Origin of the sequence: Streptococcus sp. 2_1_36FAA, from assembly GCF_000161955.2 — a bacterium.
In the GTDB taxonomy this organism is placed as follows: domain Bacteria; phylum Bacillota; class Bacilli; order Lactobacillales; family Streptococcaceae; genus Streptococcus; species Streptococcus gordonii.
Window position 1 is genome coordinate 141330 of sequence record NZ_KI391975.1, and the last position, 26996, is coordinate 168325.

The 26996-nt window shown below is 41.9% G+C and carries 27 protein-coding genes and 1 tRNA gene; 14 read left to right on the forward strand and 14 right to left on the reverse strand.

Going from position 1 to position 26996, the window contains the following annotated elements; all coding sequences use genetic code 11:
• Positions 1-463: 463 nt before the first annotated feature.
• Together HMPREF0847_RS06005 and HMPREF0847_RS06010 are read right to left on the reverse strand one after the other, a co-directional pair.
• The gene (locus tag HMPREF0847_RS06005; RefSeq protein WP_008809815.1) at positions 464-979 is read right to left on the reverse strand and encodes a DUF308 domain-containing protein; all 516 of its coding nucleotides are present in this window, start codon (positions 977-979) and stop codon (positions 464-466) included.
• A 218-nt stretch (positions 980-1197) separates the two neighbouring features.
• Positions 1198-1710 (reverse strand): helix-turn-helix domain-containing protein, encoded by a 513-nt coding sequence (locus HMPREF0847_RS06010; RefSeq protein WP_003013606.1) that lies wholly within the window; start codon positions 1708-1710, stop codon positions 1198-1200.
• A 212-nt stretch (positions 1711-1922) separates the two neighbouring features.
• Here HMPREF0847_RS06010 and HMPREF0847_RS11370 point away from each other — a divergent pair, with 212 nt between their 5' ends.
• From HMPREF0847_RS11370 to HMPREF0847_RS06030, 4 genes are read left to right on the forward strand one after another with little or no spacing between them, the layout of a single operon-like run.
• Positions 1923-2105, forward strand: coding sequence for a hypothetical protein (locus tag HMPREF0847_RS11370; protein ID WP_037622451.1), 183 nt, complete (start codon positions 1923-1925; stop codon positions 2103-2105).
• A 45-nt stretch (positions 2106-2150) separates the two neighbouring features.
• Positions 2151-3128, forward strand: coding sequence for a replication initiation protein (locus tag HMPREF0847_RS06020; RefSeq protein WP_008809813.1), 978 nt, complete (start codon positions 2151-2153; stop codon positions 3126-3128).
• Between the two features lie 11 nt (positions 3129-3139).
• Positions 3140-3328 carry a DUF3173 domain-containing protein gene (locus tag HMPREF0847_RS06025; protein ID WP_000369785.1) on the forward strand — a complete coding sequence of 63 codons (189 nt, stop codon included), beginning with the start codon at positions 3140-3142 and terminating at the stop codon, positions 3326-3328.
• Between the two features lies 1 nt (position 3329).
• On the forward strand, positions 3330-4469 hold the full coding sequence (locus tag HMPREF0847_RS06030; RefSeq protein ID WP_008809812.1) for a tyrosine-type recombinase/integrase: 1140 nt from the start codon (positions 3330-3332) through the stop codon (positions 4467-4469).
• An 85-nt stretch (positions 4470-4554) separates the two neighbouring features.
• Here the strand turns inward: HMPREF0847_RS06030 and HMPREF0847_RS06035 are convergent.
• Both HMPREF0847_RS06035 and HMPREF0847_RS06040 read right to left on the reverse strand, forming a co-directional pair.
• Positions 4555-4627 (reverse strand) — tRNA-Lys (locus tag HMPREF0847_RS06035).
• A 265-nt stretch (positions 4628-4892) separates the two neighbouring features.
• Positions 4893-6161: a replication-associated recombination protein A gene (locus tag HMPREF0847_RS06040; protein ID WP_008809811.1), complete on the reverse strand. Its 1269-nt coding sequence runs from the start codon at positions 6159-6161 to the stop codon at positions 4893-4895.
• A gap of 87 nt (positions 6162-6248) precedes the next feature.
• Between HMPREF0847_RS06040 and HMPREF0847_RS06045 the strand changes: the two genes are divergently transcribed.
• The 7 genes from HMPREF0847_RS06045 (at position 6249) to dtd (ending at position 12415) form a co-directional block, all read left to right on the forward strand.
• The gene (locus HMPREF0847_RS06045) at positions 6249-6719 is read left to right on the forward strand and encodes a DUF3013 family protein (RefSeq protein ID WP_008809810.1); all 471 of its coding nucleotides are present in this window, start codon (positions 6249-6251) and stop codon (positions 6717-6719) included.
• A gap of 9 nt (positions 6720-6728) precedes the next feature.
• Positions 6729-7181 (forward strand): NUDIX hydrolase, encoded by a 453-nt coding sequence (locus HMPREF0847_RS06050; protein WP_008809809.1) that lies wholly within the window; start codon positions 6729-6731, stop codon positions 7179-7181.
• The gene (locus HMPREF0847_RS06055) at positions 7178-7648 is read left to right on the forward strand and encodes a GNAT family N-acetyltransferase (protein ID WP_008809808.1); all 471 of its coding nucleotides are present in this window, start codon (positions 7178-7180) and stop codon (positions 7646-7648) included. The genes HMPREF0847_RS06050 and HMPREF0847_RS06055 overlap by 4 nt, the downstream gene beginning before the upstream one ends.
• Before the next feature lie 142 nt (positions 7649-7790).
• Complete coding sequence (gene prmA / locus HMPREF0847_RS06060; RefSeq protein ID WP_316242238.1) at positions 7791-8744, forward strand: 50S ribosomal protein L11 methyltransferase; 954 nt, start codon at positions 7791-7793, stop codon at positions 8742-8744.
• On the forward strand, positions 8745-9488 hold the full coding sequence (locus tag HMPREF0847_RS06065; RefSeq protein WP_008809806.1) for a 16S rRNA (uracil(1498)-N(3))-methyltransferase: 744 nt from the start codon (positions 8745-8747) through the stop codon (positions 9486-9488).
• Between the two features lie 200 nt (positions 9489-9688).
• Positions 9689-11905: a RelA/SpoT family protein gene (locus tag HMPREF0847_RS06070; RefSeq protein WP_008809805.1), complete on the forward strand. Its 2217-nt coding sequence runs from the start codon at positions 9689-9691 to the stop codon at positions 11903-11905.
• A 66-nt stretch (positions 11906-11971) separates the two neighbouring features.
• On the forward strand, positions 11972-12415 hold the full coding sequence (dtd, locus tag HMPREF0847_RS06075) for a D-aminoacyl-tRNA deacylase (protein ID WP_008809804.1): 444 nt from the start codon (positions 11972-11974) through the stop codon (positions 12413-12415).
• Between the two features lie 94 nt (positions 12416-12509).
• On the opposite strand, the gene HMPREF0847_RS06080 is transcribed toward dtd, so the two are convergent.
• The gene (locus HMPREF0847_RS06080; RefSeq protein WP_008809803.1) at positions 12510-13307 is read right to left on the reverse strand and encodes a nucleotidyltransferase domain-containing protein; all 798 of its coding nucleotides are present in this window, start codon (positions 13305-13307) and stop codon (positions 12510-12512) included.
• 198 nt (positions 13308-13505) lie between these two features.
• Here HMPREF0847_RS06080 and HMPREF0847_RS06085 point away from each other — a divergent pair, with 198 nt between their 5' ends.
• Positions 13506-14120: a CPBP family intramembrane glutamic endopeptidase gene (locus HMPREF0847_RS06085; protein ID WP_008809802.1), complete on the forward strand. Its 615-nt coding sequence runs from the start codon at positions 13506-13508 to the stop codon at positions 14118-14120.
• Positions 14121-14240: 120 nt separating this feature from the next.
• Here HMPREF0847_RS06085 and HMPREF0847_RS06090 read toward each other — a convergent pair whose 3' ends face one another.
• The 3 genes from HMPREF0847_RS06090 to HMPREF0847_RS06100 form a co-directional block, all read right to left on the reverse strand.
• Entirely contained in the window at positions 14241-14666 is a 426-nt protein-coding gene (locus tag HMPREF0847_RS06090) for an EVE domain-containing protein (protein WP_008809801.1), read from the reverse strand.
• On the reverse strand, positions 14659-15120 hold the full coding sequence (locus HMPREF0847_RS06095) for a MarR family winged helix-turn-helix transcriptional regulator (RefSeq protein ID WP_008809800.1): 462 nt from the start codon (positions 15118-15120) through the stop codon (positions 14659-14661). Before HMPREF0847_RS06095 ends, HMPREF0847_RS06090 begins: the two co-directional genes overlap by 8 nt.
• A 90-nt stretch (positions 15121-15210) precedes the next feature.
• On the reverse strand, positions 15211-15858 hold the full coding sequence (locus HMPREF0847_RS06100) for a metal-dependent transcriptional regulator (protein ID WP_008809799.1): 648 nt from the start codon (positions 15856-15858) through the stop codon (positions 15211-15213).
• A gap of 190 nt (positions 15859-16048) precedes the next feature.
• On the opposite strand from HMPREF0847_RS06100, the gene HMPREF0847_RS06105 reads away from it, so the two are divergent.
• Positions 16049-17113 (forward strand): DUF3114 domain-containing protein, encoded by a 1065-nt coding sequence (locus HMPREF0847_RS06105; protein ID WP_020992717.1) that lies wholly within the window; start codon positions 16049-16051, stop codon positions 17111-17113.
• Positions 17114-17346: 233 nt separating this feature from the next.
• A complete protein-coding gene (locus HMPREF0847_RS06110) occupies positions 17347-20388 on the forward strand; it encodes an AAA family ATPase (protein ID WP_008809797.1) in 3042 nt (1013 codons plus the stop codon).
• Positions 20389-20452: 64 nt separating this feature from the next.
• Here the strand turns inward: HMPREF0847_RS06110 and HMPREF0847_RS06115 are convergent, their stop codons facing one another.
• From HMPREF0847_RS06115 to HMPREF0847_RS06140, 6 genes are all read right to left on the reverse strand, one after another.
• Positions 20453-21442: a formimidoylglutamase gene (locus tag HMPREF0847_RS06115; RefSeq protein WP_020992718.1), complete on the reverse strand. Its 990-nt coding sequence runs from the start codon at positions 21440-21442 to the stop codon at positions 20453-20455.
• Positions 21443-21548: 106 nt separating this feature from the next.
• The gene (locus tag HMPREF0847_RS06120) at positions 21549-22052 is read right to left on the reverse strand and encodes a hypothetical protein (protein ID WP_008809795.1); all 504 of its coding nucleotides are present in this window, start codon (positions 22050-22052) and stop codon (positions 21549-21551) included.
• Positions 22053-22349: 297 nt separating this feature from the next.
• The gene (gene hutH / locus HMPREF0847_RS06125) at positions 22350-23891 is read right to left on the reverse strand and encodes a histidine ammonia-lyase (RefSeq protein ID WP_008809794.1); all 1542 of its coding nucleotides are present in this window, start codon (positions 23889-23891) and stop codon (positions 22350-22352) included.
• Positions 23892-23896: 5 nt separating this feature from the next.
• Positions 23897-25243: an APC family permease gene (locus tag HMPREF0847_RS06130; protein ID WP_008809793.1), complete on the reverse strand. Its 1347-nt coding sequence runs from the start codon at positions 25241-25243 to the stop codon at positions 23897-23899.
• Positions 25244-25330: 87 nt separating this feature from the next.
• Positions 25331-25930, reverse strand: a complete 600-nt coding sequence (locus HMPREF0847_RS06135) for a HutD/Ves family protein (protein ID WP_008809792.1) — start codon at positions 25928-25930, stop codon at positions 25331-25333.
• Between the two features lie 12 nt (positions 25931-25942).
• Positions 25943-26996, reverse strand: a 1054-nt coding sequence (locus tag HMPREF0847_RS06140) for a formate--tetrahydrofolate ligase (RefSeq protein ID WP_020992719.1), incomplete at its 5' end; no start/stop codon positions are given.

Below are 26996 nucleotides of genomic sequence, written 5' to 3' on the forward strand. Positions count from 1 at the left end.
TTTTTGTTATGAGAAAAGAATTTCATCTATATTAGACTCAGAATATCCTAAAAATTTAAGCAAAAAAGCCTTGTAAATCAAGGCTTTTTTCTATATTCTATGCCCCCTGCATGGATTTGGAAAGGATTTTCATATTGAGAGTAATTAAAAATATTGAAATATAAGTGATTTTAGGGAAGTACTTTTAGGTATTTCCAATGTCATGATTTAAAAATGGGGCAAAAGTGGGGCAAAAACGAATGACTCGTATTTTGTTTGAAAACCTATAATACCTAATGATTATGCTATTCTAGATATATAGTTTTGTTATAAATAAATGTCAGTGCGAGATCAAATTGGAGAATAAAATGGAAAAACAAATTTCTACGTAGAATGGAATGCGAAAAAGTGATAATTAAAGAGACGAAAAAGCTGAGAATATGATTTCCCAGCTTTTTTGAATGCGATAGAAATAGCAACTAGACTATTTACGAAAGGCCTCAATAATGTAGGTGAAGCCAGTAACTAAAAATGAAAAGGCAATGACATAAACGACAAAGACACCTGTAGCCACTGGATTGAACAGAATCACTAGACCTAGTAAAAATTCAAGCAAGGCTACCCACTTGATATTGCTACCAATAATAGGGAAAATCAATCCTAGACGATTGCCTTTAAAGAAAGCAATAATGGCTTCTACAATTAACCAAATTCCTACAATGGTCGGAATGACGACCGGCAGGGTCACAAAGCCATAAGCAACGAGGTAAAGAGCTAAGAGAAGACTAACAAATCCTTGGAAAAGATAAACAGGTGAGCGAAGCTCTTTTGGTGCAGAGAAATAGCCTAAAATAGCTGCTATAGAAGAAACCAGTAAACTAAATGAAATCCACCAGCTGTAAGCAACAAGATTAGCTACTGGATTTGTAAATAGGAAAAGTCCTAAAAGGACAAAAACAACTCCTGCAAGGAATAGCAGTAAACGATTAGAAAATTTCATTTCAATACCCCCTATATAGTATAGTTTTCTAATAAAACTATTGTACTTATTTTTATAGAAAATGTCAATAAAATAAATAAACAATTTGGAAGTTTCAGTCTGACTTACAAAAAGAAAAGGAGTTTTCACTCCTTTTCACAGATTGAAGACAAAGTCCTTATAAAAGTGTCTTCTAAAGATTTTAACTTCAATCTGAAGCGAGGTTATCCTCGCTTTTTCTATTTATCAAACAATTCCTTATTTTCAATTAAGAGTTCTAGTGGAGATTTATCCCTTGCTTCAATAAAACCAGGTTCATATTGGTTATGAAGTGTTCTTTTCTGAGAAGTTGGATCAATATACAACTCATCTCCATCTTCTGTGTATAGTTGGTTGCCTCTTGTTAAGTAAAGTAAATCCTCTAAGTACTGTCCATCAGTTTCTAGAAAATCTTCGATGTATTTGACAGCTTTTAAAATCTCACTTACTTTATCAGAGTATTCATTAGATTCAAGAACACTCTTTTCTAACTCAATCTCTTTACTAGTTCCAAATAGTTGGGTTGGAGTTGCATTAAAATATTCTGCTATCTTATCCAAATTTGCAAAGGTAGGATAGCTTTTTTGTTTTTCGTAATCAGAGATGGACTGTTTACCGATTCCTAAATCTTCAGCTAGTTGAGTTTGGCTTACTCCTTTTTCTATGCGCAATCGTGCCAAATTGGGTCCAAAATTTTGAATAATAAAGGTCATGGGAAACTCCTATTTTTATTTTTAACTTATTTTATCACCTAAAAATTTACAAATCAAGTTTTTAGTTGACTTGCCCAAATATTTTTTATAAAATATATTTATAACTTACAAATAAGTTATAAATGATACAAATGATTCATGTGTTTAGGAATAGTGAGTGAGGAGGATTTTGAGGACGAGACTATGACTATGACTGATGACTATTCGAAGCCTTGGAGCTAGAAATTGTGTGGACAAGGGCAAGGGACGAGCCTGACGGGAAGTCAGGCGAAGTCCTGCAGGCTGCCGTCCAGACAATTTCTAGCCAAGCAAAAGCTGGCTATTCTAACAGCCAGCAAAAAGGGACACTTAGGGCAACGCCCAAAGAACGACGGAACGAGCAATCGTTGATTTGACGGTGTTTCTGAAACCTAAAAAATCTAAAAGAAGGGGGGACAATTTTGTTGGTTTCTATACAAGATTTAAGAAGCATTCAAGAACGATGTGATGTAGGAGAATTAGTACAGCGGTTAGATGTCAGTATTGATAGATTAACGGTTATCTGGGATACAGACACGGGTTCCCTAAGACGAATTTTCAAAAATCTGAAACAGGCAATAAGTGCAAAAGTTGACTCATTTGAAATAAATGATAACGTACGAGATGATGTCTTTACTTTAGCTAAATATTTTAATGAGTATGATTCGATCAATATTATATTTTTCCAATTAGCCATTTATGGAAATGAACAATTGATTCGAATTGATTTCAATCCTAATACTTTAAAAGAATTTGATGGAATGCAAGTATGGAGGCAATTAATGTACTTTGCTAGATTGAATTCATTGACGGTACGTTTGTCTCGTTTTGATTTGGCATTTGACATTTTCAACAAGCCTGAAATCGTTAATTTGCAACATATTAAAGGTGGTGTTACCCATAAGGTCTTCTACGGTAGAGGGGGCGAATTAGAGACGAAATATTGGGGTTCTAGCGGTAGTAATGTACAAGTTAGGTTATATGATAAGAATAAAGAAATCATTGCTCACAAGCGCGAAGAGAAGCTAGATTTGGCTGTAAATCCGTTTTGGTGGAGACTGGAGTTCCAACTCAGAACCAAAGCGATTGGTGAGGAGATGGTCCAAGATGTTATGAATCGACTTGATAATTTCGGATTTTATAAGCTAGAACATATTCGAGTGGAGCAAAGAGCATTTACAATTATCTTTCTCAACAATCCTGAACTGTTATCATTGGCTTTTCCAAATTTAAAATCAGACAGCATCAAAAAGAAAAAAACAAGAGTCCGCAAACTATTGAGAGAAGAAACGAACCAATTTGCGGAAGAATTAAAAGAAGTATTAATACAGAATCTCCCTAAATTAAATGCAGAATTACAACTACTTGTAGGCGAGTTTCTGAATTTAGAAAATAAATAAGGAGGATAACTATGGACAATAATTTAATTAGTAACAAAGAATTAATTGAAATGGGCTATCGCCCTCATACAGCAAATGATATCATTCATCAGGCAAGAGAATTACTTGTCTCACGAGGCTATACATTTTATAATCGCAAACGTTTGATGGTTGTTCCAAAAAGTGTTGTAAATGAGATTCTAGGAACTGAGGTGGCGTAATATGGCAAGTGTTCGTTATCGAAAGCGAGGAGATAGTAATTTATGGACCTATGAAATTCGTAGCGAAGGGAAAACTGTTGTTCATAATAGCGGTTTTAAAACAAAAAAACTTGCAGAGTCAGAAGCTGAACCGATTCTGCAAGAACTTCGTTTAGGAAAAAGAATTTCTAGAGATATTTCTCTTGTAGATCTGTATCAAGAATGGCTTGAACTAAAAATTCTTCCGAGTAGTAGGTCGGAAGAGACAAAGAGAAAATATCTTCTCCGTAAAAACACAATTGAAAGATTATTTGGAAATAAAAAAGTCACTCAAATTCGTGCGAGTGACTACCAAAGAATTATGAATAAGTATGGGCAAACAGTTGGTAGAAATTTTCTTGGTAGATTGAATACTGGGATTCATCAGAGCATCCAAATGGCAATTGCCGACAAAGTTCTAATTGATGATTTTACACAACATGTCGAGTTATTTTCATCCAAAGAACAACAGATGACAGAAGAGAAATATTTACATACAGAAAAGGACTATCTGGATTTACTTTTAGCAGTAAAGAGAAAATTTGATTACCAACATTCAATTGTTCCTTATATCGTCTATTTTCTATTAAAAACAGGTATGAGGTTTGGAGAGTTAATAGCGTTAACTTGGAATGAAGTTGACTTTGACAGAGGACTGCTAAAAACATATAGGAGGTTTAATACCCTTTCTCATAAATTTGTCCCTCCAAAAAACAAAACGTCTATTCGGATGGTACCGATAGACGAAGAATGTATTAAGATATTACAAGTCCTAAAAATTGAACAGGAGAAGGCTAATAAAGAGCTAGGAATCAAGAATAGGTATAAAATGATTTTTCAGCATTATGGATATATTCACTTGGTACCAGATATTGCAAGTGTCAATAAAGCTTTAAGTGTTCTTTTAAATGAATTAGATATTTATCCAATTATCACGACAAAAGGAGCACGTCATACCTATGGAAGCTACCTCTGGCACAAAGGATTTGACCTTGGAGTTATTGCAAAAATTCTAGGGCATAGAGATATTTCAATGTTAGTAGAAGTATATGGACACACTTTAGAAGAGAAAATTTTTGAAGAATTTAATCAAATTAGAGATATCTGGAAAGATTGCTCATAAAAAAATGTGGGGCAAATGATGGGGCAAATCAGTTATAGACAAGCAAAAAAGCCTGATATATCAGGCTTCCTGTTGAATTATTGGATGCCCCCTGCAGGGCTCGAACCTGCGACCCATAGATTAAGAGTCTACTGCTCTACCAACTGAGCTAAGGAGGCAACAGAAAAAGCTGTATTGGTGCCGGACCTTCACGATTTGTATTGAACCCGCGCAATTAAGCAGGTGGGCAACTCGCTCTAACTGAAGCTGCTTCCGCGTGATACGGCCTGCATGCTGTTAGAAGTCTTTTGTTTCCCTAATAATACAAAAAATAGTCGGTCAACACTTAAGTGTGAAGTCGTACACCACAGCGTTTCTATAATTATAATACCATAAATTTTGAAAAATTCAAGAGAAAAACATGATTTTTTGCAAACGATACCATCATTTTTTTAGTTGGTCAATCTTATCCTTTGTCATTCCAAGGGCTCGCTCGTATTTGCCGTTTTCGTTAGGCGTGAAATAATTGGAGTCTTTTATCTTATCAGGTAGGTAGTCCTGCTTGACCCAATTGCCAGGATAGGAGTGAGGGTAGAGATAGTCCTGTGCGTTGCCTAATTCCTTGCTTCCGGCATAGTGGCCATCACGTAAGTGGCGTGGGATTGGCAGATTTCCATTCTTTCTTAGGTCGGCCAGGGCCTTGTCCATTGCCACATAGGCTGAGTTGGACTTGGGCGACAGTGCCAAATCAATGACAATATTGGCAATAAGGATACGGGCTTCAGGAAAGCCAATCCGCTGAGCTGCTTCTAAAGCTGTAACGGTATGGACTTGGGCGTCAGGATTTGCTAGGCCAATATCCTCGTAGGCAATAACGGTCAAGCGTCGAGCTAGGCTAGGCAGATCTCCTGCCTCAACGAGGCGAGCTGCGTAGTGGAGGCTGGCATTGACATCGGAGCCACGGATGGACTTCTGCAGGGCAGAGAGGACATCGTAATGACCGTCCCCATCCTTATCCATGGTGATGTAGCTCTTTTGCAGGCTGTTTTCCATGACGTCGAGCGTGATGTGGCGGATGCCCTTGTCATCTTCTGGGGTAGAGAGTACGGCTAAATCCAGCGAATTATAGGCGGAGCGCAGGTCTCCGTTGGTAGAGATGGCAATGAAATCCATAGCATCATCGTCTAGCTCCACTGGAAAATCAAATCCTCTTTCCTTATCTGTCAAGGCTAGCTGAATGGCAGTCCGGATGTCTTCGTTGCTGAGGGGCTCAAGCTCAAATATCTGAACTCGGCTTCGGATGGCAGGAGTGACAGAAAAGAAAGGATTTTCCGTCGTAGCTCCAATCATGATGACCAGGCCACTTTCTAATAGCGGCAGCAGGAAGTCTTGCTTGGTCTTGTCCAAGCGGTGAATCTCATCCAGCAGGAGCACCAGTCCGCCGGAAAATTTGGCTTCTTCAGCGATTTCTTGCAGGCGTTTTTTGCTATCTACGGTGGCGTTAAAGGTCCGAAAGGCGAACTTGGTTGTGCCGGCAATAGCCGAGGCGATGGAGGTCTTGCCGATGCCGGGTGGCCCATACAGAATCATCGAGGACAGGCGGTTGGCTTCAACCATGCGGCGGATGATTTTTCCAGGTCCGACCAGATGTTGCTGGCCGATAATCTGATCAATGTCGCTCGGCCGCATGCGCAGGGCTAGGTTTTCTGGCATAAGATTTCCTTTCTGCAAGTGTTTTTCTTGGATTTTTGTGTTACTATTGTAGATAGTAATATTTTATCACAATGAAAAGAGGAAATCATGGCTAAGTACGGTTTTTTGGAGATATTGGACGAGGAAATGGTGAAGAGCTTTCCTTTTGACTATGAGATAAACTGGGACAAGAAGAATCACGCAGTCGAGGTCGCCTTTCTCCTTGAGGTGCAAAATCCAGGCGGTATTGAGACGGTTGATGCTGAGGGCAATGCTTCGGCTGAGGATATTTACTTTGAGGAAGCCGTACTTTTCTATAATCCGACCAAGTCTCGATTTGAGGCAGAGGATTATCTGGCATCCCTGCCCTATGAGCCGAAGAAAGGGCTGTCGCGAGAATTTCTGTCTTATTTCGTGGATTTCCTAACCCAAACAGCTGAGTCTGGCCTCGATGCCCTCATGGACTTCTTAGCAGATCCAGAGGCGGCAGAGTTTGAGATAGCTTGGAATGCTGAGGCTTTTGAAAATGGCAGAGCTGACTTGACTGAGACAGACTTTTATCCTTATCCGAGGTATTAGGAGGCGCTTATGGTGGATGCAGAAGGACTAGATTTACTGCACAAACAGATGGAATTTTCTGGCTGCAAGATTGCCTTAATCTGTGATGATAAGCTACTGACTATCTTGCGAGATGATAAGGCAAGCATTCCATACCCTAATATGTGGGAGTTGCCGGGCGGTGGCCGCGAGGGAGAGGAGACTCCTTTTGAATGTGTCCAACGAGAAGTTTTTGAAGAGCTTGGTTTGAAGCTTGAAGAAGCGGCTGTTGTCTGGGCTAAGGACTATCAAGGAATGCTTGATCCAGACAAAACCTCTATTTTTATGGTCGGAACCATCACTCAGGAAGAATGTGCTAGTATCGTCTTTGGTGATGAGGGACAGGCTTATCAGATGATGGATGTGAGCCAGTTCTTATCAGATAAAAAGGTTATTCCGCAGCTGCAGGACAGGTTGAGTGATTATTTGGAGGTACGAGCATGATTCATATTGAGCGGGCGGGAGCTGAGGATTTAGAGACTATTATTGCCATTCAGCGAGCGAGTTTTAAGGCCGTTTATGAGAAATATCAGGATCAATACGACCCCTATCTGGAGGAGCGTGAGCGGATTCGATGGAAACTGGTTGAGCGTCCCAATAGTTTTTATTATTTTGTCAAAGACGATGAGAAGATTCTGGGCTTTATTCGCTTGAATACAAATGATGAACAGACAGCAGGCTGGATTGGGACAGTGGCGATTTTGCCAGAGCGCCAGAATAAAGGATATGGCTCCGAGGGGCTCTCTCTGATTGAAGAGACATTCTCTACTATTATGAAATGGGATTTGTGTACGGTTTTCCAGGACAAAGGTATGGTGGCTTTTTATGAGAAAAACGGCTACCATCAGACCCATACTGAGCCCGAAAAAGAGGGCATGGATATGGTCTACATGACGAAGACATTGAAATAAACAAAGAAAGGATTGTTCAGTTGAATTTCTAAACTGAACCCGCCCTAAACACTGTGGCAAAAAGATAAGGTTCTCTTAGACTCAATCGTCGTCAGAGAATTTCCTATTTTGGCTTTGTGTTTTACGGGCTTGGTATTTAATGATGGACACTTGGCAGGAATTAACGATTGAAGTGAAGCGTGAGGCGGAGGAAGCAGCCTCGAATATTCTGATTGAGCTGGGTAGTCAGGGCGTGGCTATCGATGACAGCGCAGACTATCTGGGGCAGGTTGACCAATACGGTGAGCTTTTTCCAGAAGTTGAGCAGAGCGAGCGAGTGAAGATTACGGGCTACTATCCGGATTCAGTGGATATAGAAGCTGTTGCGGCCCAGGCCAATGAGCGACTGGCTGAGCTGGATGGCTTCGGCTTGGAGACGGGAGAGATTCAGCTGACTCGGCAGGAATTGGCTGAGGAAGACTGGGCGGACAACTGGAAGAAATACTTTGAGCCGGCTCGGATCACCCATGACTTGACCATTGTGCCGTCCTGGACGGAGTATGAGGCGACAGCTGGTGAGAAGATTATCAAACTGGATCCTGGCATGGCCTTTGGTACGGGGACTCACCCGACGACCAAGATGAGCCTCTTCGCGCTGGAGCAGGTCCTACGTGGCGGAGAAACTGTGCTGGATGTAGGCACAGGCAGCGGTGTCCTCTCCATTGCCAGCTCTCTCTTAGGCGCTAAGGACATCTACGCCTATGATTTAGACGAGGTGGCGGTGCGCGTGGCTCAGGAAAATATTGAGCTCAACCCGGGTATGGAGAACATCCATGTGGCGCCGGGGGATCTTCTTCGAGGTGTAGAAATCAAGGCGGATGTCATTGTTGCCAATATTTTGGCCGATATTCTCATCCATCTGACTGAGGATGCTTATCGTTTGGTCAAGGATGAAGGCTATCTGATTATGAGTGGAATCATTTCTGAGAAGTGGGAAATGGTGCGTGAGTCAGCGGAAGCAGCAGGATTTTTCCTAGAAACGCATATGATTCAGGGCGAATGGAATGCCTGTGTCTTTAAGAAAACGCAGGATATTTCAGGCGTGATAGGTGGTTAGATGCAGCAATATTTTATAAAAGGAAACCCTCAGTCTCCTCTGGTTGTCACGGATAAGGACACGGCCAAACATATGTTTTCGGTCATGCGGCTCAAAGAGGGCGACCAAGTCACACTGGTTTTTGATGATGGCGTGAAACGGCTGGCTCGGGTATTGGATCCCAACCAGCAGAGCTTGGAAATCTTGGAGGAGCTGGCAGACAATACAGAGTTGCCGGTTCAAGTGACCATTGCTTCAGGCTTTCCCAAGGGTGATAAATTAGAGTTTATCACCCAAAAGGTAACGGAGCTAGGAGCTTGTGCTATCTGGGCCTTTCCAGCGGACTGGTCGGTGGCCAAGTGGGATGGCAAAAAGCTGGCTAAAAAGAGTGAAAAACTAGAGAAAATTGCTCAGGGAGCAGCAGAGCAGAGCAAGCGCAATCTAATTCCAGAAGTTCGGCTCTTTGATAAAAAGGCAGATTTTCTGGCGGCCTTGGCAGCCTTTGACTGCATCATCGTGGCCTATGAAGAAGCAGCCAAAGAAGGAGAATCTGCAGCTCTAGTCCGGGCTCTGTCAGGCTTAGCAGTCGGCGCAAAAGTGCTCTTTATCTTCGGACCGGAGGGCGGTCTATCGCCAGAGGAAATAGCAGCTTTTGGCCAAGCAGGGGCTGTCTCCGCTGGTCTAGGTCCACGTATCCTGCGGGCGGAAACCGCTCCGCTTTATGCCTTGACCGCAGTCAGTGTTTTGTCTGAACTAATGAACTAAATGATATTGTATCTCATCGGATGAGGTACAGTATTTTTGATTTCTGCTGTCTTTTTATTAAAACAAGCCAGGCTCTTTGTACTGACCCCAAAAGTTAGATTTTTCTGTCTAACTTTTTGGGGTGCAGTTCATCTTTGCATAAGTGTTTTCTTATTGCCTTAAAAATGATAAAATAATAGGCAAGAAATTGGAGAGAATGAATGCCAAAAGAAGTGAATTTAACGGGCGATCAGGTCGTCGCTTTAACAAGGAAATATTTAGCAGCTGAGGATGTGGCTTTTGTTCAGAAAGCCTTGGTATATGCAGTGGACTGTCATAGCGGGCAATTTCGCAAGTCGGGAGAACCCTATATTGTTCATCCTATTCAGGTAGCTGGGATCCTGGCTAAGCTTAAGCTTGATGCAGTTACAGTTGCCTGTGGTTTTTTGCATGATGTGGTAGAAGATACAGATGCTAGCCTAGATGATTTAGAGCGTGAGTTTGGTCCAGATGTCCGGACGATTGTAGATGGTGTGACCAAACTGGGGAAGGTCAAGTACAAATCCCACGAGGAGCAGCTTGCTGAGAATCACCGTAAGATGCTGATGGCCATGTCGGAGGATATTCGGGTTATCTTGGTTAAGTTGGCGGACCGTCTGCATAATATGCGGACGCTCAAGCACTTACGCAAGGATAAGCAGGAGCGGATTTCGCGCGAAACCATGGAGATCTATGCTCCCTTGGCTCACAGACTGGGGATTTCAAGCGTCAAGTGGGAGTTGGAGGACTTGTCTTTCCGCTATCTCAATGAAGTCGAGTTTTATAAGATTTCTCACATGATGAAGGAAAAACGACGTGAAAGAGAAGCCCTGGTCGAAGAAGTCGTGAGTAAGATTGAGACTTATGCAGCTGAACGCCATCTACATGGAAAGATTTATGGGCGACCTAAGCACATCTACTCGATCTACCGTAAGATGCAGGATAAGAAAAAGCGATTTGATGAAATCTATGACTTGATTGCTATTCGTTGCATTTTGGAGACACCAAGCGATGTCTATGCAATGCTTGGCTATATTCATGAGCTCTGGAAACCAATGCCGGGTCGTTTTAAGGATTATATCGCCAACCGCAAGGCCAACGGTTACCAATCCATCCATACGACGGTTTATGGGCCTAAGGGACCGATTGAGTTTCAGATTCGGACCAAGGAAATGCACGAAGTCGCTGAATACGGGGTTGCAGCTCACTGGGCCTATAAGAAGGGCATCAAAGGCAAGGTCGATAGCAAAGAATCTGCAATCGGAATGAACTGGATTCAAGAATTGATGGAATTGCAGGCGGAGTCTGGCGATGCCAAAGAATTTGTGGATTCAGTCAAAGAAAACTATCTGGCTGAAGAAATCTATGTCTTTACGCCTGATGGCTCTGTGCGTGCCTTACCTAAAGATTCAGGACCGATCGATTTTGCCTACGAGATCCATACCAAGGTCGGGGAAAGGGCAACAGGTGCCAAGGTCAATGGGCGTATGGTTCCATTGACGACTAAGCTTAAGACGGGTGACCAGGTTGAGATTATCACCAGTGCTAATTCTTTTGGTCCCAGTCGAGACTGGATTGGTCTGGTTAAGACCAGTAAGGCTCGCAATAAAATTCGCCAATTTTTCAAAAACCAAGATAAGGAATTATCCATCTCTAAAGGTCGGGAACTTCTGCAGGCTCAATTCCAAGAAAATGGCTATGTCGCCAATAAGTACATGGACAAGAAGCATATGGAAGAGGTCCTGCAAAAGACCAGTTATAAGACAGAAGAAGCTCTGTTTGCGGCTATTGGGTTTGGTGAAATAGGAGCCATTTCGATTTTCAATCGTCTGACGGAAAAAGAGCGCCGTGAAGAGGAACGGGCCAAGGCTAGAGCTGAGGCTGAGGAATTAGTCAAAGGTGGCGAGGTCAAGGTTGAAAACAAAGAAACCCTCAAGGTCAGACATGAGGGAGGTGTAGTCATTCAGGGGGCATCTGGTCTACTGATTCGGATTGCCAAATGTTGTAACCCTGTTCCAGGTGACCATATTGTTGGTTACATTACCAAGGGTCGTGGTGTGGCTATCCATCGTTTGGATTGTATGAACCTTAAGGCTCAGGAAAATTATGAGCAGCGCCTGATCGATGTCGAGTGGGAAGAAAATAATACGACCAAAGAATACACTGCCCACATCGATATCTATGGATTAAATCGGACAGGTCTTCTCAATGATGTGCTGCAGGTTTTATCAAATACAACTAAAAACATCTCTACCGTTAATGCCCAGCCGACCAAGGATATGAAATTTGCCAATATCCACGTTTCTTTTGGTATTGCTAATCTATCTATGCTAACGACGGTAGTGGATAAGATTAAGAGCGTGCCGGAGGTCTACTCAGTTAAGCGGACCAATGGATAAGTATGCGGACGAAGTTGCTGTGTAGGATAGAGGATATCCAGATGGAAAGGGAATAGAAGCAGAGAAATGAAAATTGTCATTCAACGTGTAAAACAAGCTCAGGTATCGATTGAGAACCAAGTACACAACAAAATTTCGTCTGGCTTGCTCCTCTTGGTAGGAGTCGGGCCAGATGATGGTCCAGATGATTTGGACTATGCTGTTCGTAAAATCGTTCATATGCGGATTTTTTCTGATGATGAGGGCAAGATGAACCTGTCTGTTAAAGACATTGAAGGGGAGATTCTTTCTATTTCTCAGTTCACCCTGCATGCGGATACTAAGAAGGGAAATCGGCCAGCTTTCGTCAAGGCGGCGCCACCCGAATTAGCCAGTCGTCTCTACGACGAATTTAATCAGCTACTGGCGCAAGAAGTACCAACCAAAACGGGTGTTTTTGGCGCAGACATGCAGGTAGAGCTAATCAATGATGGCCCAGTAACTATTATTCTGGACACGAAAAATCGCTGAGAAGAAGTATGAAAAGGAGTTTGAACACTAGTGTTCAAACTCCTAATTTTTTTTTGCTTCTGTAGCAATGAATGTATAATTTCCTAAAACATTTCTAAAAACCATCAATCATTTCTTGAGGAATGATTTCTTTGATGGTCGTCACTAGCTGGTTGATAAGCTTTAACGCTTCAGCGGGCTCAGTGTAGAGCTTTTGAAAATAGGTCTGTATATTTTCTTCAAAATGCTGAGGTAATAGCGTGCAGTTGGTTTTTGCAAACTCCAGCATTCTCTTTTCTCCAGGGTGCGTCTGTTCGTTTAGGGCGAAGAGCAAGTCAAAATAGGAAGCAAAAAATTCACTGCTGCGGTGATTGATACTGAGCAGGTCTTGACGCTTGAGCGCTTTTTCTATTTGTTTGGAGAAAGCTGGCATGGCTTGATCGAGTAGAAGGAGCTGCTTCTTAATAATATTCTTTTTCAGTTCAGCTGGATAAGGTCGTCTGTACTTATTTTGAAGCGCCTCATAGCGACCATTTCGGTCGTAGATGATTTTGCTGTGGAGCAGATTGTGCCACATACAGGTGGTATAGGCATTCTGAGCTTGGTGATCTAGGATTACAGTTTGCAGGTCTTTATCAAAATCATCCAGTGTACGGTAAATAAGCTCAATTTCGATGTCGCTCTTTAATACACAGTCATCCTCTAGTTCCCAAAATTGATTGCCGATTTCCATGTAGGAGCAGTACTTGCTGAGGATATCGCGTCGAGTCAGGGGAGCAATAGAATCTGTTAAGTAGATATAAACATCATAGTCTGAGTCTTTGTCAAAATGCTGTCCAGCACGAGAGCCACCGAGAACGATAGCTTCCACTTGATCTAGCTGGGCAAATTCTTTAAAAAGTTCTTGTGGCATGATTTTTCCTCACTGATTTTTGACTTCATTTTAGCAAAATGTAAATGGAATGGCAAGAAAATGGAAGCAGTAAAATCTTGAGTTTTATACCTTTAAAACCTCTTTTTTCTTTAGAAACAATTTATAATTACTTAATAAATAATTGAAGTTTGCTTTATATAATGATGGTAAAGAAATGAGAGAAAGGAGTTTCTAATGATGGTAAATCTTATTCAACAAATGACGAATGCTCTGATTCAAATTGTTTTGTTTATGTTGCTTCCTTTTATTTGGTGGTTTGTGACGGCAAGAAGGAAAAGTTCATTTTTAGATTGGATAGGCTTTAAGCCACTAAAAGATACTGGCAATCATAAGATGTGGCTCTGGATATTTCTTGGTTTGCTAAGCTTCACTATCTTTTCATATTTAGTACTGTATACTATTGTAAAAGATCTTAAAACTGCAACTTCAAGTTTTTCTGGCCTCGGCTTCCAAGCCTTGCCAGCTGTTCTGATTTATAGTCTTTTTCAAACTTCCCTGCCAGAAGAGTTACTATTCAGAGGTTTTCTTTTAAAAAGATTCTCTGTCTGCTTGCCTTTTGGAGTAGCTAATACCATACAAGCTGCTCTTTTTGGGCTCCTTCATGGTCTTATGTTTATAACAGAGGTTTCTTGGTTGCAAACCCTAGTCATCATTTTGTGTACTGGTGTCATTGCAGCTTATCTAGGTTTTGTCAATGAAAAGAAATCTGGCGGTTCTATTTTAGCCAGCTGGATCATGCATGCTTTAGCCAATGTGGTTACAGGTATGCTATCGGCTTTCTTGTTGATTTAGTTGGCTAAGAATTCCACTACAAATCAAAAGTTCCGATTCATGTAATGAATCGGAACTTCATTTTTTGAGAAAGAGCTGATACGGTCTTTTGAGGGAAAAGTCAATCAAGCATAGCTGTTTCTAGTTATTTGTAGGACGGTCGACCTTCATTTGATCAAAAACATAAAGGAAGAAGTCCTTCGAAACTTCGAAATGTCCGTATCTTAGCTGGGAGGCGTATTGACGCCACTGAGGATGCTGGCGGACTTGCTCAATGGGGCAGTCTTTGACCGGTTGATAGTAGCTGACTTCTCGCCGAAATGGGAAGAAATCTTCGAACATCTCTACTTGGTAGGCAGTATCATCTAGGATTTTACCAACTGCTGTAAAGGCCTGCAGTTTTTCTTGATCATTCATCTGATATTTAGGACTGTAGTACAGAAGATAGTCTCCTTTTTTCATTCGGTTTAGTGGTGCTTTCTTTCCATGGCAGACTTGACAAAAACCACCTTCCACACCTCTTAGTACATGTTCTTTTGATACGACGCCAATCCAAAATCTAGTCATTTTCGGTCTCCAGTTTGATTAAGAGTTGATTCAGTATTTCCGTTTTGTTTTTTAATTTCCCAAAGAATGCCTGATCAATACCTTCAACTAAAGGAAGGGCTTGATTGACCTTTTGCAGTCCCTGTTTTGTCAGAAGTATGATGTTTGCACGACTGTCCTTGGGATGGATTTCCCGCATGATTAAGTCTTTTTTGACCAAGAGTCGGATGATTTGGGATACGGTCATGACATCCATGTCAGAAAAGCGGGCGATATCGGTTTGACTCACCCATTCTTGCTGACGTAGAAGTGCTGCAAGACTAGTCAAAACGACAAATTGGGGATGGGTCAGATCAATTGTTTTCAGTTGGCTTTTAATCAGACCATGCCACTTGTGGTAGGCACGGATAAAGAGGAGACCAGTAGACTGTTGGGAATCATTTTTATAAATTGAATTAAAATCAAGTTGCTTCATTTTTATACCACTTCCAAAATAGTAAGTATACTTATTATATATCTTTTCTATTATCTTGTCAAAAAAAGCCCTTTGAATTTCAAAGAACTTTTAAATCTTTTCTACATAAATCTGTTGGGCAATAGGTTGGGCTAGTTGGATTTCTTGCTCATCCACTTCAAGAGAATAGAGGTGGCTAAAGTCATCGTAGCCTAGAAAACGAATAGTTTTGCCTACTTGAAGGCCATTTCTTTCCAGGTAGGTCAAGAGATCGAAGTTGTCATGGACACGGGCCAGTATATAATCGCCTTTTTCTTTAGCCTTTTCTAAAGTAAGTTTATGTTTTTCAACTAGGAGTTCTCCCTTAGCTGGAATGGTTCCTCCATGAGGGCAAGCTTTGGGATAATCCAGCAACTGATCCAGTCTTTCAACAAAATGGTCAGAAACAGTATGTTCTAAAACCTCAGCCTCCTCATGGATTTCCTCTGTCGTATAGCCCAGATGGTGGACTAGAAAAACTTCAATTAGCCGGTGTTTACGATAGAGGTCTGAAACTAATTTTAGCCCCAAATCGGTTAAGAGGTAACCAGCTTTTTTGTCCTTAATGAGTAGTTCTTCAGCTAGTAGCTTCTTCATCATCTCTGTTACAGCTGGCGGAGAGACTTGCATGAGCTGGGCGATTTCTTTATTAGTGATTTTATTATGTCTAGTTCCAAGTTCATAGAGACATTTCAGATAATCTTCTTTATTAGGTGTCATGTTGTACCTCGAGTTTTCTTATTATTAGTATAGCAAAAAATAGGCCAAGAATACAGTCAAGTGGTTCTTAGGCAAAAAAGGATCAACTTTAGAAAAAATTCTGCTATCCTATAGAAAGGCAGTCTTCTAGTTTGACGGAAGAAATAAAAAATGCATATAATAGATAAAAAAGACGGGAAGGAACTTGCCAGTGGCAAATAAAGTAGAGAATCAAAAAAAGTGGCTGGAAGAGCTGGGCTGGTCACATGAGGCAGTGGAAGAGATCTGCCGAAACATTGGGACAGTAAATGTTCAAGTGCCTTGGCAAGAAGCTCAACTTTTTGGCAGTGAGCTCTTTAAAGAGTTATGGAAGTTAGATAGTCGTCAGGCTTCCCCTCTCAAAGCTCAGAAATTACTGGTGCTTGCCCTAGCCTGTGTGGAAATGCCCAAAGAGTTAGAAGGGGGACAGGATGAAGTTGTTTCGCTTCTAGAGAAGTTCAGTCCGGATTTGGCACCTCACGACAGTTTTTGGCGAACTTTTGCTAAAACGGTACAGACGGCCTTTCCAGCTGATGATTTCAGTCAAACTGATGGCAATCAGGAATTGAAAAGCCAGGTCCATCAATTTCGCTATCTGATTTCCAGTCAACAAGCCCAGTGGGTCCGAGAGCATTTTAGAGCAGAGGGGATGACAGATGCAGAAGCCTTAGCCAGCTATTTTAAGTCTCAGCCAAGTATGCCTTATAGTTTCAATGAGTCCTCTCGTTTGCATAATAAAGCTTATATAGATAAGCTTTCAAGCCAGGTGTTTTATCCAGATGGTCAAAGAAGCCAAGTTAATATCAAAATTTTACTTGATTTCCATACAGAATTCATTTTAGATCAGCAAGGTCGCTTCCTCAATATTATAGACCCAGAAGGGGCTAGCCAAAATGGCCTTGTTAATGGTGCTAGCTTTAACTATGGCGACCGCAATCGTCCAGGGAATCGGGCTTCCCATACTCGCTATGATGTTAAAACGCCAGCCGTTTGGGACCCTCTTTTTCGCAGAAGAGCGATGGCTAATGGAGGCAAAAGATTTAAGGCACCACAAAATAATCGAGGATCAATGGGGTATCTCTCAGCTAAAAGTGTTTATGTTCCAGGGAAAGAGAGTATTCAAAAGGAAGTCAAAAAGGAACTTGCCCGTTTTAAAAGCCTCTTAAATCGACCAGCCTTCTTTGTCCGTTGCTGGGCTTGGCTACGCCAGTTTTGGACAAATATTTTTAAGTCATAAGAACCAAACGATAGAAAAGTTTATAGGGGTATAAAGAAGAGCTATTTTCAAAAGAAAATTCTTTGTTCGATCAATAAGGATAAGGCCTCTTAAATTGACTTGTCTGGAAAGGAGCAATCCTTCTCAATTGTCCTTCTTAAAAGAAGCATACCAAAGCTTGGTAGTCTTCCTTGCTTGCGAAACTTTCTATTTTTGTTTATAGTAGTTCTATAAGCTTTCTTGGAGGCGTTTGCATGAACAAAAAACTTTTGAGCTTAAAACTATTGGGAAGCCCCAGTGTTTTTCTTGATCAGGAGGAAGTATTCTTCCCTTTTTCTAAAATAAATGCCTTGATTTACTACCTTCATATTAATGGAGCGGTTAATCGAGAAGAAATTGCAGGAATCCTCTGGGAAAATAAGGATAATCAGACTGCTAAAAAAAATCTGCGTAATACTATCTACCAAGCCAATAAACTTTTAGGAGGAGATTGGATTATTGCGCCCAACAGGACAGTTTTGTCTCTTAATCCCACCTTCAAAATTGAAAGTGATGTGGAGAGTTTTATAGCTCAACCAGCAGAGCATTTGTCTCTCTATCAAGGCGATTTTTTGCAGGGATTCTATCTCAAGGATAGCGAAGCATTTGATTATTGGGTTTCCAAAATGCGGAATCAGTATGAGCAACTTTATGTCCAAGCTTGCTACCATCAGCTTGAAAAAGAAAAGGACCGGCTGAATCTAGAAGAAGCCGAGCAAAATCTGCGTCGTTTGATTAGCTTGGACGAGTTTGATGAAAAGAATTATCACCTGCTCATGAAGTTCTACCGAGACAATGATCGTCCAGGTAAAGTTATTGAGACTTACTATAAACTAGTGAATCTCTTGGATAAGGAACTGGGAATCAGTCCCAATGAGTCTATTCAACAGCTCTATCACGAAGTTCTTGCTAAAGACCGGAGTGAAAGAAAAACCAAACAGTTTCTTCGGAATACGGACCATTTTTTTGGTCGAGTAAGTGAAATCCAGCGGTTGGAGTCTTATTTTTCTAAGATTTTAGGAGAACAGGAGGCGCGTGCTCTAGTCCTAGTGGGTGGCACAGGCATAGGGAAACGCACTGTGACTCGTCAGGTGCTAGCCAATCAGACCAAGTATTTTCAAATTGTTATGACGGAGTGTTTCAAGGAAGAAATGAAGTCTGAACTTCAGCCTTGGCGTGGTCTACTGGATGGTTTGGGTGATTTGGTCATTCAGCATCAGATTCTTACAATTAGTCAGTGGCAAGTCATTTTGGAAAGCTATTTTCCAATCTTAACAGGAGGAATCTCTGGAGCCGAGTTAGATGCAGACAAATTAGCTCAGTTTGTAGTCGATATTCTGCAGAAAATTTCTAAGAAAAAAGCTCTGGTAATTTTAATTGAGGATTGTCACTGGATGGATGCAGCTAGTACTGCGGTCTTGGAACAGGTCATGAACCATATGTATGATTATCCAGTAGCCTTTGTGTTGACCAAACACCTCAGTACTCCTTCTTATTTGGAGCATTTTTTCAATCATTTGCTGGTTCGTGATAAGATTGATTTTATTGAGCTGAAGCCCCTCAATTTTCAAGATAGTGTAGCTTATCTACAAGCTCAAAAGGGCATAGAAGCTCTTTCTGAGGAAAAAGTCAAAGACATTTATCGAGTTAGCCAGGGGATTCCATTCTTCCTGTCAGAATATGCTGAGCAACTCTTGAGAGGAGAAAAGTTTCAGCCATTGACGCCGGCTATTAAGGCTAAGCTGTCTTTGAAACTGGATCATCTTAGCAGTGGGGAAGAGGAGCTACTGGACTATCTAGCTTGTTTCAGAGAACCTGCGTCACTTTCCTTTTTGACCAAGTTACTTGCTTTGCCTGTGGAAGACTTGGTTGAAATTATTGAGGCTTTGAGACAAAAGAGACTCTTAATTGAGGTGGAAGAAGAGGACAGACTGGTAGTGAATTTTAGCCAGGAACTCCTGCAAATATATGCTTATGAGCGTCTGTCAATAGCCAAGCGCCGGATGTTGCATCATCAGATTGCCCAGAGTATGGAAGAATGCTTGGGAGACCCCCTTTATCATTCCCAGTTGCTCAATGAAATTGCCTATCATTATAAGATGTCTAAGCAACCGATCAAGTCTTTAGAGTACGAGTTGCATTATTTGGAAGCTACTTTACAGTTTCACCATGAGCTCTTTCCAATTTACTCACGGGAGTTTGGTTTTATTGAAAAGACTGAGGATAACAACCAGGCTGCTGTTCTAGAGCAATTTGATCGAATTCGTCAGGAAATAAAGGACTTAGAAAGCAAACATCAAAACCATAAGGATTTTCAATTGCTGGTACTTCGTTTCCTCTATCTGGAAGGGCGCTATGCTATTCGGACAGGAAATTACCAGCAGGGGATGGACAATATCCAGCAGGTGATTGCTTCAGCCAAGGAACTACAACAAATGGAGTTCCTTCTGGAAGGTTATCGGCAGATGATCTATTATTGTATTCAGACGGAGAATATTCCTGAAATGCGCTATTATACGGAGCGTGCTCTGGATGCTTCAGTCCAGGCCAATAATCACGAGGCTATTGCCGTTAATCTTCGTCTGAAAGGGCTATATCATCTCATGATCGGAGATGAAGAACAGTCGCTTCACCATCTCTATCAGTCTATTGATTGTTTCAGCCTAACAGACTCGCTTCGCTCCAAATATTCGATTCAGATTGCAGCGGCTTTAGATTATCTGGCAGAGATTGAGCAGATTCGCGGGAATTTTACAACAGCCTTGGCCCACCAGAAAGAAGCGATTGATCTAACAGAAAATAAAACGGCAGAGCCATCAATTTTTGCTTTTTATATTGGTTTAGGTATGACCTATTATCAGCTGAGAGATTATCAGCAGGCAGAGGCGATCCTTTTGAAAGCTAAAAAAGCTATGGAATCTCTTAGTTTTCCTTGGAAGGAGACTCAGTTGGAAGTCTATCTAGGCTTGATTAGTTGTGAAAAAGGAGACTATCAGCCAGTCTTGGACTTGCTGAGAAAGAAAGAAGAATTGATTAGCCGATATGGCAACCCTCGAGACAAGGGCTTAATTTACTACCTGATGGCAGTGATTAAGTATCAACTTCTGGTAGGGGATTTGAAAGAAAGTAGTTTTGAAGAGCTACTGACTCGGGATTTTGATTATTACTATGATACGGCTAAAAGCCATCTTAATTTTTATCGGGACCGCCATCAGTTAAAAGAACTGGAAAGCTTGCGCTTGAGACTGTCTCGATAATCAAATATAAAATAAAAGAGGATGAAAATGAATTTCATCCTCTCTTTTTATTCTGACAAAAAGATTAATCATGTATTTGGGCCCAGACCTGGGTCAGATAAAAGATGAAGCTGGCAGCTAGGTTGGCTGTATGGTTGTCAATATCGTGGGGTGGAGAAACTTCTACCACGTCAAAACCAATTAGCTTTCCTGAAGCTGCGATATGCTGGAAGACCAGAACGGCTAAATTTGGATCTACGCCCAGTGACTGAATAGCACTGACACCAGGAGCGGCACCAGCAGCAAAGCAGTCAATGTCAATGGTCAAATAGACTTGTTCCTTGTCTGCAAGAAAGGCATCAACAACCTTACAGACTTCCTTGTGGCCCATTTGGTAGATATCTAATCCAGTTAAGAACTGGATGGCTTTAGACTTGGCTACAAAATCAAAGAGAAAGAGGTTATTATTGTGTTCTTGAATACCTAAAATGAGATAGTTAAAGACTTGTTTCTGAGCTAAAGTTTCGTCAAACATCTGGCGAAATCCAGTACCGGAATTGGGACCAGTCTGGTCATAAGGGCGAAGATCAAAATGGGCATCCATATTGATGACGGCTAATTCTTGCTCGGGTTTTAGTGAAGACTTGAGTCCGAGATAGTTTCCGTAGGCTGTTTCGTGTCCGCCTCCCAGTACGATGGGACGAAGATTGAGCTCCCGCAGGCGCTTGACAGCTTTTGCTAGACTGCTTTGGAGTTGTTCAAGAGACCGATTGGGACCATCAATATCACCGACATCAAAGACACGGACGTTTCGACCTAGATGCCAAGGCAGTTTGGCCAACTGAGTACGGATAGATTGTGGTCCTTCAACTGCTCCAACCCGACCGTGGTTGATATAGACTCCTTTGTCGCTCTTGAAACCAATTAGGGCAAAGTTGACTCCCTCAAAAGGTTTTAAGTTTGGGTCATTTAAATTCAAGAATTCGATAACCATACCCCATTTTGCAGCGTATAAATTATCTTCGACCCCCCGTTGATAATAGCTGTTATCTAACTGATAATAATCTTCTAACATAATCTTTTCCTTTTCCATAACGATATTGCGATTTTATTATAAGAGTTTCCACTAAGGCTGTCAATGACTTTCTGCGGGGAAAGGAGCTTAGTGGAGAGGGAATTGTTTACAAGAAAGCCACTATAATGGCGAGAATCAATGCAGTCCATGTAGCGTAGCGTATCTTAGCGTTAGACCGGTAGCCCTCTCTAACCTTTGGCCTTTTCGAAAAGAGATAAGCAATATAGGCTGCAATTGAAAGAAAATAAGCATATGGTGTCCATCCAGAGCTAAGGATTCGGCCATTTTCAACCGTTGGTACAAGTAGAATTAAAGCTGTAAGCATGCACCAAACAGGTAAAAGGGTGCTCTCTTTGCTATTGCAAATATGGAGCATTAGTTGTGCTAAAAAGCCGACTGAATAAAGGATAAAAACAGCGATACATATATAAAAAAATACAATGAGAAAGCTATCGTCCTGTTTAACAATAGGCTTGCCTATTAGGAGATTTAAAAAAGTAAATAAAATGGTTTTTAACATATGCCAAATCAGGTAGGCCATTGCTGGTAAAATGATTAAGACAAGTGGATGTAGAATTGCAAAATAGTCTACTTTAGAGGCTTTTTTCATTGTTACTTTTCTCCTTAATCAAACTCTTTCTAGCTTCTAAGATTGCTCTTGAAATGTTCATTTTGTATTTGACCTTGCTTAATGGCACTAGCGACTTTATTATAAGAGTTTCTACTAAGGCTGTCAATGACTTTTAGTTGAAAAAAGAAAGCCCAGCTGAACAAGCGCGGGCTTCTTTGATTCGCTTTTCTTACTCAAAAAAAATCCAAATTTGATAAGGTAAGCCACTGCTGATAGAACCGAAGTCTGTCAAAAGAGCTTAAGACCTTCAAAAGTCAATTTCAAAGAGTATCAGATTTAGAATTGAATGCTTAGATCCACAGCTTTTTCAACTGCTGCTAGGAATTCATCACTTTCAATCAGCTCAGAGGCCTTGTTGAGCTCTTCATAGATTTCGATATCTTTATCAAATTCGATAAAGCGGACATGCTGACGGAAGAGGTCGTAGGCTGGTTTGGTTCCCTTACCAAGTTCATGGTTTTCTGGTTTCAGATCCAGAGCTTGGCAGGCTGCCATGATTTCTGTTGCCACAATACGGCGAGAATTCTTAAGAATTTCAGCTGCCTTGCGTGCTGCAGTAGTTCCCATGCTGACAAAGTCTTCTTGGTTTTCACAAGATGGGATAGAGTCTACGCTGGCTGGATGAGACAGAACCTTGTTTTCAGATGCAAGCGAAGCACAAGCATATTGGGTAATCATAAAGCCAGAGTTGAGTCCTGGGTGTTTGACCAAGAAGGATGGTAGCTTGCTCAGTTGGCTGTTAACTAGACGTTCTACACGGCGCTCGGATACATTTCCGATTTCAGAAATAGCGATACCGAGGAAGTCGAATGGCTGAGCCATTGGTTCACCGTGGAAGTTACCGCCTGAGATAACATGGCCTTCTTTGGTGATGATAGGGTTGTCTGTAACGGAGTTGATTTCAATCTCAACTTTGGTTTTGACATAAGCGATAGAGTCCTTGCTAGCGCTATGAATCTGCGGGATACAACGCAGTGTGTATGGGTCTTGAACACGTTGTTGAGTAGCTACGGTCGTATTGCCACTGCCCTCTAGAAGGTTGCGGATATTCCGGGCTGTAGCTAGCTGACCGCTCTGAGGTCGAATGGTATGTAAGTCTTCTTCAAATGGACTAGTAATACCATTGTGGACTTCCATAGAAAGAGCACCAGCCACATCTGACAGCTTAAGTAGCTGGATGGCATCGTAGGTAGCCAGAGCTCCGATACCTGTCAGGACAGTCGTTCCGTTAATCAGCGCCAGCCCTTCCTTGGCTGCTAGATCGATTTTTTCGATGCCGGCCTTGTCCAAAGCTTCTTGCCCAGAGAGCAATTCACCTTGATAGTAAGCGCGACCTAGTCCTAACATAGGCAGAACCATGTGTGCCAGTGGTGCTAAGTCACCAGAGGCACCGAGAGAGCCCTTTTCTGGAATGTAAGGGACAACGCCTTTATTGAGCAATTCCAGGAGCTTTTCGACAGTAGAGAGACGAATACCAGAATAACCTTTGACCAAGGAATTAATCCGGATTAGCATAATCGCACGGACTGCATCTTCAGGCAGGGGATCGCCGTAGCCTGAAGAGTGTGTACGGATTAGGTTTTCTTGCAGTTGAGTCGTATCTTCTGGTGAGATGCTGACATTGCAGAGAGAGCCAAAGCCAGTTGTAACACCGTATACGACCCGCTTTTCGCGGACGATATCATCCACGATTTTGCGGGAAGCTTCTACAGCTTTCTTAGCTTCTTGGTCGATTTCGCAAGTGGCTCCATGACGAGCTACTGCGATGACGTCTTCTAAAGTAAGGTGTTCGCCATCCAAATTGATTACATGTGTCATAAGATTCATTCTCCTTCTTGTTCAAGAACTTTATTTTTACAAATCAGTACTATATAGATAAAGTAAACTGCACTGGCGATAAGGACACCGATGAGGCCGTAGACATAGTTCATTGGGTTTTCACCCCAAATCATGACAAGGCTGACTAGAACCGCCAAAATTGGAATTACTGGACCAAATGGAACTCGGAAAACTACTTTCTTGTCTGGATATTTCTTTCTTAATACTAGTACAGCTAGAGCAGTCGGAATGTATTGGAAGAAGCGGAAGACCACACTGAGAGCTGCTAATTCTTCAAATTTACCAGAGAAGAGCAGGGCGATGGCCAGGATTCCTGAAATAATAATGGCAACTATAGGGGCATTTTTAGAGTTGGTTTCTGCTATTTTTTTAGGAAGCAGGCCTTCATTTGCGATAGCTGCACCATAACGCGGAACCATGACGGACTCCCCGATATTAAGACCAGTGATAGAGATGAGTGCTCCAATGGAAATAATCCAAGCACCAGCAGGGCCAATCATCTCCACAAAGGCGTCTTGTACAGAAGCATCTGTTTGCAAGATACGGCTGCCTAACATGGCGATAGTTCCTGCGATAATGAGCATGTAGAGAACAGATACAATACTGATAGAGCCCAAGATAGCCCGAGGTACATTCTTTTCTGGGTTGCGCATTTCACCAGCAACGATAGACATGGTTTCAAAGCCGATAAATCCGTAGAAGATATAAATGGCTGTACTTGAGATAGCTTTCATGACATCTACTTTAGGATCTAGTTGTAGAAACGGAGTGAAGTTTCCTTTATCAATTCCCGATTTAATAAAGAAAATTGCGCATAAACTAAAGGCAACGATTGGAATGAGTTTAGCTACAGTAGCAGTCAAGGTGAATATTTTTGAAGTCTTAAGACCAGATATATTCATCAAGCTGAGCAAAATAATCAGGCTCACACTGAGCAAAAGTTCATAAGGTTCAAAGGCCTTAAAAGTAATGACAAAAAGTCTTGCAAATGCTGCAGCCATAGCGGACCAAGCGATGATGGTAACCGCCCAACCCAGAAAGCCTACGTTAAATCCGACAAAGTTACCAAATGCTTCCTTGGCGTATTGGAAGGCTCCACCATTTTTATTGAAATAACCTGCAGTTTCTGCCAAGCAGACTGCTAGCAGAATAACGAGGAGGGCAGTCCCTAACATGACAGCTAGAGAAGCAGGTCCAAGCCCTTTGTAAATTTTTTGAGGTAGGAGGAAGATACCAGAGCCGATAACGGCATTAATACCATAAAGAGTTGCACCGGCAAAGCTGAATTTCGCTTTTTCCTGCTCTTGTGTGTTGAGTTTGTTTGCATCCATAATAATGTTTCTCCTTTAGAGTTATGAGGATCCCTTCCAAGTAAAGATAGGGTGGTGGCAGACCAATCTTGGAGCATCACTGTATCTTTACTTAGCGGGGATGTGGTTTAAACCAGCCCAAATGGCAAGAGGAGAGCCTTTAGATTGGTTACATGAAAACATTATATGCAGCTCAGTTTCCTGAGTCTCTTTTTCCACTATCAGAAGATTTCCTTCCTCTATATCAAGTGGTGGAAAGTTATCTCCAATCACTGTTAGATTTGTCAAAGCGTAGATAAATTGAATTTCGTCATCTCGGCTAAGCTCTTGCCCATTTGAGATGGTAATCATCTGTCCCTGATAGTGGTCGCTGTAGATTAAGTTAAAGTCGGTACAAGTCCCGCGACTTGTGATAGAATCACTCCCTTCGAAGAAATAGGGGGTAAAGGGATCTAGAACCGTTTCCTCTTCCCTACTAGCATTGAGCAGGCTAAGAGGATGATCTAGGCTCATAAGAATGCGGTGAAAGCCACTCAAGTCAGAAAATTCACTTTCAGCTGCTTCCACTGTTGCTGTTGAGAGCCGATAGTCAAATTCCCGCTTGCCATAGCGGCCAGTTGGAGGGAAAAGATAAAGCTGTTTTGTCTTTCCCCCCGACCAATCAGAAACTTGAAAATCGCTTGATTTTAGAAGAGTTATATGTGTCATTTTTGGTATTTATTAGAACAAACCGCTGATATTGCCATCTTTGTCAACATCAATCTTTTCGCTGGCCGGCACTTTAGGCAGTCCTGGCATAGTCATGATTGCACCAGTCAAAGCAACGATAAAGCCTGCACCAGCAGAAACTTTGAGCTGGCTGATAGTCACAACAAAGTCTTTAGGAGCCCCTAGCTTTTTAGCATCGTCTGAGAAGGAGTACTGAGTCTTGGCCATACATATAGGATAGTTGGAGAAGCCCAGCTCTTCTAGTTGTTTGAGCTCGCGTTTAGCGGCAGGAGTCAGGCGAACGCCCTTGCCTCCATAGACCTTGGTAACGATCTTGTTCAGTTTGGTTTCAATGGAGTCTTCTTCATTATATACAAATTGGAAGTGATTGTCTCCTTCGGCCAGTTCAACGACTTTTTTAGCCAACTCTTTACCGCCGGCTCCGCCATTTGCCCAGACATCAGAAATCACGACATCAACTCCGCGTTTTTGGCAGGCCTCATAAACTGCTTGCAATTCTGCTTCGGTATCCAGCGGGAATTTATTGATGGCAACGACTGCTGGCAATCCATAAACATCTTGAATGTTTTCCAGATGTTTTTCCAAGTTTGGCAGTCCATCTACAACTGCTTGGACATTTTCTTCAGCCAGGTCGCTCTTAGCCACACCACCATGCATCTTGAGAGCGCGGATAGTAGCTACCAGAACTACAGCCGATGGACGAAGGCCAGATGTACGACACTTAATGTCGATGAATTTCTCAGCACCCAGGTCAGCACCGAAACCAGCTTCTGTAACTGCATAGTCGGCATATTTGAGAGCCAGCTTGGTAGCTAGGACACTGTTACAGCCATGAGCAATGTTGGCGAAAGGTCCGCCGTGGATCAAGGCTGGCGTGTGTTCCAGAGTTTGAACCAAGTTTGGATGGATAGCGTCTTTGAGCACAGCAGCCATAGCGCCACCAGCTTTCAGATCCTTAGCAGTTACTGGCTTACCTTCAAAGCTGTAGCCAATGATGATTTTTTCCAAGCGGTTCTTGAGGTCAGTGATATTTTCTGACAGACAG